Here is an 8,180-nt window from a genome sequence, read left to right on the forward strand (position 1 = left end):
TAAAATAAACACCTAACGGAATAGCAAATTTGAGTAAAGCGTAGCGAACAGACTGAAAAAGCGTTCGTTACGCTATATTTTTCTCTTGTTCAAAAGCCAAGAAGAGACAGAATATGGACAAACGCAGCAAAAGTTCAGTTACTTTATCATTACCCGTGCGATGATGCAAATTTCTTGCGAAACCTAAATTTTGCATCGTTTGGCGTTATGTGTCGTATCTGTCGGTAACTCACTATGAATTAATTTTGTAACCAAAAAAAAGTGAGTTATGAGAAGTACATTTAAGGTATTGTTCTACGTGAAGAAAGGCAGTGAGAAACCCAACGGCAACCTGCCTTTGATGTGTCGCATTACGGTGGACGGAGAGATTAAGCAGTTCAGTTGCAAGATGGATGTTCCCTTGCGCCTGTGGGACGTGAAGAACAACCGTGCTTCGGGTAAGAGTGCCGAAGCGCAAAGAATCAACCGTGCCGTTGACAAAATCAGAGTGGAGATAAACCGCCGTTATCAAGAGTTGATGCAGACGGACGGTTATGTCACTGCTGCCAAGTTGAAAGATGCCTATCTCGGCATCGGTATCAAACAGGAAACCTTGCTAAAACTGTTTGAACAACACAACAGCGAATTTGCCAAGAAAGTGGGACACAGCAGGGCAAAAGGAACATTCCGACGTTATGTTACCGTCTGCAAGCACATCCGTGAGTTCCTACCCCATACCTACAAGCGTGAAGATATTCCGTTAAAAGAGTTGAACCTCTCGTTCATCAACGACTTCGAGTATTTCCTGCGTACTGAGAAAAAATGCCGCACCAATACCATTTGGGGCTACATGATTGTGCTGAAACACATTATTTCCATAGCGAGGAATGACGGTCGTCTGCCGTTCAATCCCTTTGCAGGGTACATCAACTCTCCCGAAAGCGTGGACAGAGGGTATATTACGAGAGAGGAGATACACACAATGATGAACACCGATATGCCCGACAAGACACACGAGCTTGTCAGGGATTTATTTCTGTTCTCCACCTTTACAGGTTTGGCATATTCCGATGTCAAGAACCTTACGGAAGACAACCTGCAAACATTCTTTGACGGAAATCTGTGGATTATCACCCGAAGAAAGAAAACTAACACGGAATCCAATATCCGATTGTTGGATGTTCCCCGAAAGATAATAGAGAAGTACAGGGGTATGACAAGAGATAATAAAGTATTCCCCATGCCGAGTAACACGACTTGCAACAAGAAGCTGAAAGCCATTGCCAAGTTGTGCGGTATAAAAGTCCACTTGACCTATCATGTAGCAAGACATTCGGCAGCGACCACTGTGCTGTTATCCAACGGAGTACCCATTGAAACCGTCAGCCGACTTTTGGGACATACCAACATAAAAACGACCCAAATTTACGCAAAAATCACAGCCCAAAAGATTAGTCAGGATATGGAAACATTGTCGCACAAACTGGAGGATATGGAAAAGAACATTTGCAATGCCATTCAGTAACCCTTAAATCAAACGATAATGAAAGAGGAAAGAAACATCATAACAATGAACGAGTTCGGCAATGTAGTTATGCCGAAAGATATACAGGCAACCGCCATGAGTGAGTGGGAGCTTTGCGAGTTGTTCAATGTAACCGCCCCGACTATCAGGGCAGGGATAAAGACACTCTGCAAGAACGGCATTCTGAATGAGTGTGAGATAAGGCATACCATCCGACTGTCCGACAAGTGCAGCATGGAGGTTTACAGCCTTGAAACGATAATCGCCCTTGCGTTCCGTATCGGCACATACAGTGCGAAGCAGGTGCGCAATGCCGTTCTTGAAAGACTGTACTTGCGAAAAGAGAAAACAAGCATCTTCTTTTCGCTGAACACCAACGGCATAGCCAAAGCCGAATACTTCTCGTAGCTGAATTGGTTGCACGACTGACGGAATCCATTCATTCAGTCACGAATAGAGTAATCAAGCCAGCGTGTCAGCATATAATCTGACCGACATATCAACAGGAACTCCAATTTTTTCTCCCGAAAAGCGTAATCCCCACATTCGTTTTTTGGGAGTTTTTTCGTCTGTCCTGCCCGACTTCCGTTCCAAACCATTGAAAGTTTTTTCTTCGGGGGCTATTTGTCACCGTTCTGCCGCGTTTTGCGTAACAACTTATCCGATAAATGCTTATACTTTTGTAGCTGGTATTTTTCAAACTTAAAACCATTTGATTATGTCAGCTAACAAACAACAAGACAGCCACAGACCGCCATCGGATGGTGGCATGGCAAAGGAGGAATTCATCCGAGTGGGGACTACGCTTTACAAGATTGTGGAGCAGCCCAAACTGAACGGAGGGTATGTAAGGAAACGCATAGCATGGAACAACGAAACCCTGCGCCAAGACTACGGCAAGGACTACATCGGCAGCGTTCCCAAGTATGACGGCTTCTGCACCGTACCCGAACACATCGGCTACCATCCCGTGGTCGGCAAGTTCCTTAACCTCTATGAACCGATAGACCACCAACCTAAAGAGGGCGATTTCTCGCATATCCAATCTTTGGTAGGTCACATCTTCGGGGAGCAATACGAGTTGGGCATGGACTACCTACAACTGCTCTACTTGTACCCCATTCAAAAGCTGCCTATCCTGCTGTTGGTATCAGAGGAACGCAACACAGGCAAAAGCACATTTCTGAATTTTCTAAAACTCCTATTTCAGAACAATGTAACCTTTAACACCAACGAGGATTTCCGTAGCCAATTCAATTCCGACTGGGCCGGCAAACTGCTTATCGTGGTGGACGAGGTGCTGCTCAACCGTAGGGAGGACAGCGAGCGGTTGAAGAACCTAAGCACCACACTTTCCTACAAGGTGGAAGCCAAAGGCAAAGACCGTGACGAGATAGCGTTTTTCGCCAAGTTCGTGCTATGCTCCAACAACGAGTACTTGCCTGTAATCATTGATGCAGGGGAAACACGCTATTGGGTACGCAAGATAGACCGCTTGCAGTCTGATGATACCGACTTCCTGCAAAAGCTGAAAGCGGAGATACCCGCCTTTCTTCATTTCCTGCAACACAGAACACTATCCACCGAAAAGGAAAGCCGTATGTGGTTTGCTCCATCGCTGTTGCATACCGAAGCCTTGCAGAAGATAATCCGCAGCAACCGTAACCGACTGGAGATAGAGATGCACGAGCTGATACTTGACATCATGGATAGTGTCGGCACGGACACATTCTCGTTCTGCTACAACGACATTCTTCTGTTGCTGGTACACTCGCAGGTAAAAGTGGAGAAGCACCAAGTCCGAAAGGTGTTGCAGGAGTGTTGGAAACTTACGCCTGCACCCAACGGACTGACCTATACCACCTACCAATTCAACTACAATCGGGAGTGTCGGTATGAGCCTGTAAAACGGGTCGGTCGTTTCTATTCTGTCACGAGGGAACAACTTGAATCCCTGTAATATCATTCTTTTTTTTGTTGAATTGATGAATAAGGATATAACTATGCTGACAATAAACAATATACACTCTCAACAAAATCTCAACAATCGAAAAGAGAAGTTGAGAGAGGAACAGCACCCGATTGTTGATTTCTCTTTTGGCGAGTGGTTTGTTGAGAAGATGTTGAGCAAATATCTTTCTGTAAATAAATGTGTTATATAAGCCATTCAACAAATCAACGTTTTTACAATCATCATCAAATCTATAGAATATCATGAACATACAAGAAGTTAAACAAATCAGAATCGCAGACTATCTGCAAAGTTTGGGTTACACGCCCGTCAAGCAACAGGGCAGCAGCTTTTGGTACAAATCACCGCTGAGAGAGGAAACGGACGCATCTTTCAAGGTAAACACAGAACTCAACAAATGGTACGATTTTGGACTTGGCAAGGGCGGTAACATCATCGCATTGGCAGCGGAACTCTACCATACGGAAGATGTAACCTGCCTGTTGAAGCGCATAGAGGAACGGACACCATACATCCGCCCTGCATCGTTTTCTTTTGGCAAGCAGCAATCCGACAACCGCACTTATCGGGTATTAAGAGTTGGCGAGCTGTCATCACCTGCGCTCATTGCCTATCTGCAAGAAAGGGGGATAGACATTGAACTCGCCAAAAGGGAGTGTAAGGAACTGCGGTTTGAGAATGCCGACAAACCCTATTTCGCCATCGGCTTCCCGAATATGGCAAGAGGGTATGAAGTGCGTAATAGATACTTCAAGGGATGTGTCGCCCCGAAGGACATCACCCATATCCGACAGCAAAAAGAGCCACGAACCGTCTGTTATCTTTTCGAGGGCTTCATGGATTATCTCTCGTTCCTGACCATCCGAGTAAAGAACAATCCGCAACACCCACGATTGAATGCACAGGATTACGTCATTCTCAACTCCGTTTCCAACCTCTCGAAAGCGGAAAGCATATTGGCAACCTATACCCGAATCGGCTGTTTCCTTGACAATGACACAGCAGGACGGAACGCATACGCCAACCTGCAACGGATGTTGGGTGACCGCTTGCAGGATATGTCGGTTCACTATGCAGGGTATAATGACTTGAACGAGTACCTGTGCAAAAAACTCTTGTCCCAATCGACAGAGCCGATAAAGGAGGAGAAGCAAGTACAATCCGCAAGGCGGATGATGCAGCCACCGAAAAAGAAAGGGCTGAAAATATAGAGGGGAACAGGTTCGCTTTCCCAAGGGTATTTAGACAGAAATACCATAGCTCAATAGGGCGTTTTCTTCACGCATTACACGGTAATGCTAAAAACTCCCTATCGAGCCAAAGGGAAATCCCTTTGGAAACCCTGAGAGCCAATGCCACAGGCAGAGAATACACTCATAACAATAACCGTAAAAATCAAACTACATGGGATATTTTTCATTGGACATAAAGAAAGCAAAAGGTTCATCGGACACCGTACAATCCGACCATATAGAGAGAAGAATCATACCTAAAAACGCAGACCCGACAAGAACGCATCTGAACAGGGTACTTATAGAATACCCCGATGGCGTTCATGGCAGGGATGAAGCGATTGCCCACAGGCTGAACACGGCAGGCATCAAGCGGAAGATTACACATGACCAAGTCCGTGTAGTCCGAGTGGTTCTGTCGGGAACACATGAGGACATGATGGACATACAGGAAAACGGAAGACTTGACGAATGGTGCAGCGACAGCATCCAATGGCTGCAAGCCACATTCGGCAGGGAGAACGTGGTTGCCGCCCATCTTCACATGGACGAGAAGACACCGCATATCCATGCAGCCATTGTTCCCATCGTGACAGGTGAAAGGCGCAAAGCCAAGAAAGAGCAGGAAGACGGCAAACGGAAGTATCACAAGAAAGCAAATACCGTCCGTTTGTGTGCCGATGACCTGTTCAACCGTCAGACCTTGATTGCGTACCACGACAATTATGCAAGGGTTATGGCTAAATACGGATTACAGCGAGGTGTGCGAGGTTCCGAAGCACGGCACACCACCACGACACAGTATTATCGGGACATACAGAAAAAGAACGCTGCCCTTGATGCAGAAAACAAGCGGTTACAGGAGCAGAAAACCGAAACCGAACAGGAACTCAGACAAGCCAAGAAAGAGGTACAGACCGAGAAACTGAAAGGTGCAGCCACCACCGCAGCGACCAACATAGCTGAAAGTGTCGGTTCTCTTTTCGGGAGCAACAAGGTCAAGACTTTGGAAAGGGAGAACACCGCCCTGTATCGGGAAGTTGCCACCCATGAGGAAACCATTGAGATACTGCAAAACCGCATACACACGATGCAAACCGAGCACAACCGCCAGTTGTTGGAAATACAGCAGAATCACCGTAAGGAGATGGCGGAAAAAAGTGTCAGACACAAAGATGAAGTATCAGGTTTGAAACGCATTATCGAAAAGCTGTGTGCATGGTTTCCTATGGCAAAGGAAATTATGAGAATAGAGAGCCTGTGCCGCCTTGTCGGGTTCAATGAAAGGCAGACCACGACATTGACTTATGGTAAGCCTTTGATATACGAGGGCAAACTTTATTCGGAGGAACATAATCGGAGTTTTACGACAGAAAGAGCAGGCTTTCAAGTGGTGAAAGACCCTGCGGACAAGTCTAAACTGACACTCGTAATCAACCGCCAGCCCATAGGCGAATGGTTCAGGGAACAGTTCGACAGGCTACGGCAGAGCATACGACAGCCAATTCAACCACAAAGGAAAAGTAGAGGAATTACATAAGTAGTTAAAACAGATTGCAATAAGCCTCCGATAATCGTATTTCCCTATCAGAGGCTTATTGCTGTTTAGATTTAGTTACGTTTCATAAATCATGATTTTTGTTTTTGATTGTCGACCTTTCTAAGTTGTGGAAGACATAAGGCTATTATAGCGAGAAGCAGAATAGCCATACCTGAGAACAAAAACCAACGGTTTACCCCGATTTGGTCTGCAAATGCACCCGACACTACCAACCCAAGCGGCATGGCAAACGACATGATGCTGCCAAGAAGTCCGAAAACACGCCCTAAATACTCGGGTTGTATCTGTTCTTGAAATAGCGCGGTCTGTACTCCATTATAGAATGGGGCAGAAAAGCCCATCAACGTACAACATATCGCAAATATCATAAAACCATTGGTTGGTAGCAAGCCGGAAACAGTCAATGACACTCCCACAAGAAAGATAGAGCCGATGATATTTGCCATGCGCTTTTTGAAACCTCCCCATGCGCCCAATAGAAGTCCGCCCAACAACATACCAACTGCAAAAACAATTTCCACCACGGAAGCATGCAAGGTACTTCCCTCGAAATAATTCATACTCATCAGCGGAAATAGCGCATTGATTGGCATATAAATGAACATATTGATTGCTCCTATCCAAAGCAATGTGAAAAGAGCTTTATTTTGTCGTATTGCGTTATAGCCAATGCGCAGTTCGGTGAAAAAGTTTTCTTGCTGCAGCGCTTCAATCGGTTGTTTTGGGATGTGAACCATTGCAACAGTGATACAGGCAATTATTGCTCCGAATACGTCAAGGGCAACCGCAGAATTCAACCCCCATTTTGCATAGAGAAAAGCGGCAATTGCCGGACTTAGGATGAAACTTGCCGATTGGATGGACTGGGTGTAGCCGGCACATTTGACTAACTGTTCTTCAGGCACTAAAAGAGGTGTTACCGCACTTAACGCAGGGGAATGGAATGCAGTGCCAACGCTTCTAATGAAGAGGATGAGCATTACTATCCATACAGGTAGTTCCGCTGACAGGGAAATTACGGTAAGTACCAGTCCAGCACAAGCTATGATGACATCTGCACCAATCATGACCATTTTCCGGTTCCAGCGGTCAACAAGTACTCCGATTGCAGAACCTAAAACCGCTTGAGGTAGAAACCCAACCAAGGTCGCCATTGACAACACCATCGCAGACCCTGTTGTATTTGTCAGATGCCAGATGATGGCCATTTGAAGAACCCCACTTGTTATCAGGGACACAGCTTGCCCCGCCCATATTGTATAGAAATCTTGTTTCCAATTTCTGATTTTTTCCATTTGAATTTTTCCTTTTATCTTTTGAATGTTTCTTGATTTTATAGCACAAAAAATCTCTCGACAAGCCTGAAATAGCATGCCGGATTACAAAGACAATGACATTCAAATCGAATTAATTAGATTTGAATGTGGAAAAATTACCAAGGTTTATGATATGCAATATTAACGGTGTTTTTACCTGTTAATATTGTACAATTGTTCATAATCATATTGAAAACCACTATATATGTTGCGACTTATCTTAATTGGGATGGTATTATATGCACACCGAATCCGCTGCAAAGTTACAATAAATTATTCGATTTTTGCACTAACTAAAGTAAAGAATTTCAATGCTTCCTGAATTTTGCCTTTCCTTTTTTATCCAAATCTGCAAAAAATAACGGCATAAGCAAATAGGTATATATCGAAAGGCAAAAAATGGCGAATACTGTTTGTATTGGATACTATATCAAAGATTTGTCGTATCTTTGCACCTGAAAGAGTTATTTGATAGTAAAACACCGCAAAACGCTGAAAATCGCACGGTTTCCTAGTCGTTACCATTACTTTTCAGATACTCCGTTAAATGTTTATTCATCAAACGGTTAGACGAAACCGTTCAGAATTTAAAATA

General features: G+C 44.7%; 6 protein-coding genes. 5 read left to right on the plus strand and 1 reads right to left on the minus strand.

The genetic code is table 11. The annotated features are described in order from the left end of the window. Positions 1-268: 268 nt before the first annotated feature. The 5 genes from DW862_RS25210 to mobV all read left to right on the plus strand — a co-directional run bounded on the left by DW862_RS25210 (position 269) and on the right by mobV (position 6,248). Positions 269-1,504: a site-specific integrase gene (locus DW862_RS25210; protein ID WP_016564205.1), complete on the plus strand. Its 1,236-nt coding sequence runs from the start codon at positions 269-271 to the stop codon at positions 1,502-1,504. Positions 1,505-1,522: 18 nt separating this feature from the next. Continuing rightward, positions 1,523-1,912 (plus strand): hypothetical protein, encoded by a 390-nt coding sequence (locus tag DW862_RS25215; RefSeq protein ID WP_016564204.1) that lies wholly within the window; start codon positions 1,523-1,525, stop codon positions 1,910-1,912. 310 nt (positions 1,913-2,222) lie between these two features. Next, the gene (locus DW862_RS25220; protein ID WP_016564203.1) at positions 2,223-3,464 is read left to right on the plus strand and encodes a primase-helicase family protein; all 1,242 of its coding nucleotides are present in this window, start codon (positions 2,223-2,225) and stop codon (positions 3,462-3,464) included. Positions 3,465-3,718: 254 nt separating this feature from the next. Continuing rightward, positions 3,719-4,687, plus strand: coding sequence for a toprim domain-containing protein (locus DW862_RS25230; RefSeq protein ID WP_016564201.1), 969 nt, complete (start codon positions 3,719-3,721; stop codon positions 4,685-4,687). A gap of 193 nt (positions 4,688-4,880) precedes the next feature. Further along, positions 4,881-6,248, plus strand: coding sequence for a MobV family relaxase (gene mobV, locus DW862_RS25235; protein ID WP_022508104.1), 1,368 nt, complete (start codon positions 4,881-4,883; stop codon positions 6,246-6,248). Between the two features lie 89 nt (positions 6,249-6,337). Here the strand turns inward: mobV and DW862_RS25240 are convergent, their stop codons facing one another. Next, a complete protein-coding gene (locus DW862_RS25240; protein ID WP_064975453.1) occupies positions 6,338-7,564 on the minus strand; it encodes an MFS transporter in 1,227 nt (408 codons plus the stop codon). Positions 7,565-8,180: the final 616 nt, after the last annotated feature.

The organism is Bacteroides sp. AM37-9, from assembly GCF_003603455.1.
Taxonomy (GTDB): domain Bacteria; phylum Bacteroidota; class Bacteroidia; order Bacteroidales; family Bacteroidaceae; genus Bacteroides; species Bacteroides xylanisolvens.

Bases quoted from the DNA above. Each gene is read 5' to 3' on its own strand.
- DW862_RS25210 (WP_016564205.1), top strand. From the start codon at position 269: ATGAGAAGTACATTTAAGGTATTGTTCTACGTGAAGAAAGGCAGTGAG.
- DW862_RS25215 (WP_016564204.1), top strand. From the start codon at position 1,523: ATGAAAGAGGAAAGAAACATCATAACAATGAACGAGTTCGGCAATGTA.
- DW862_RS25220 (WP_016564203.1), top strand. From the start codon at position 2,223: ATGTCAGCTAACAAACAACAAGACAGCCACAGACCGCCATCGGATGGT.
- DW862_RS25230 (WP_016564201.1), top strand. From the start codon at position 3,719: ATGAACATACAAGAAGTTAAACAAATCAGAATCGCAGACTATCTGCAA.
- mobV (WP_022508104.1), top strand. From the start codon at position 4,881: ATGGGATATTTTTCATTGGACATAAAGAAAGCAAAAGGTTCATCGGAC.
- DW862_RS25240 (WP_064975453.1), bottom strand. From the start codon at position 7,564: ATGGAAAAAATCAGAAATTGGAAACAAGATTTCTATACAATATGGGCG.